Origin of the sequence: Mesorhizobium sp. M00.F.Ca.ET.216.01.1.1, assembly GCF_004010325.2 — a bacterium.
Classification (GTDB): domain Bacteria; phylum Pseudomonadota; class Alphaproteobacteria; order Rhizobiales; family Rhizobiaceae; genus Mesorhizobium.
The window spans coordinates 1-278 of the sequence record NZ_SADR02000672.1 but is presented as its reverse complement, the minus strand read 5'-3'; the positions used below and the strand labels follow the sequence as shown (position 1 = coordinate 278).

The following is a 278-nucleotide window of genomic DNA, read 5'->3' as shown; positions in this document are numbered from 1 at the left end:
TTTCGCCTGGCCGGGTATCGGCGGGCTGACGGTGGAAGCACTCAACGCACGGGACTACCCAGTCCTTCAAGGCATATTCCTGTTGCTTGGCGTTTCAATTGTTCTCGCAAACCTCGTAGCCGATCTTGCCTACAGCCTTCTAGATCCGAGGGTCCGACAATGAGCGACAATATTGTTCGATATTGCCCGCGAGGCCGGGCGCGCGCAATAAAAGGCTTTCTGCGTCAATTTCTCAGCTATGGCGGTGCTCAGGTGGGCCTCGTATGTCTGGTATTCTT

1 protein-coding gene is annotated in these 278 nt (G+C 55.0%); it reads left to right on the top strand.

Annotated elements, in window-relative coordinates:
* The coding region (locus EN859_RS37885; protein ID WP_135913789.1) for an ABC transporter permease subunit at positions 1-163 on the top strand (163 nt) is incomplete at its 5' end.
* Between the last annotated feature and the right edge of the window lie 115 nt (positions 164-278).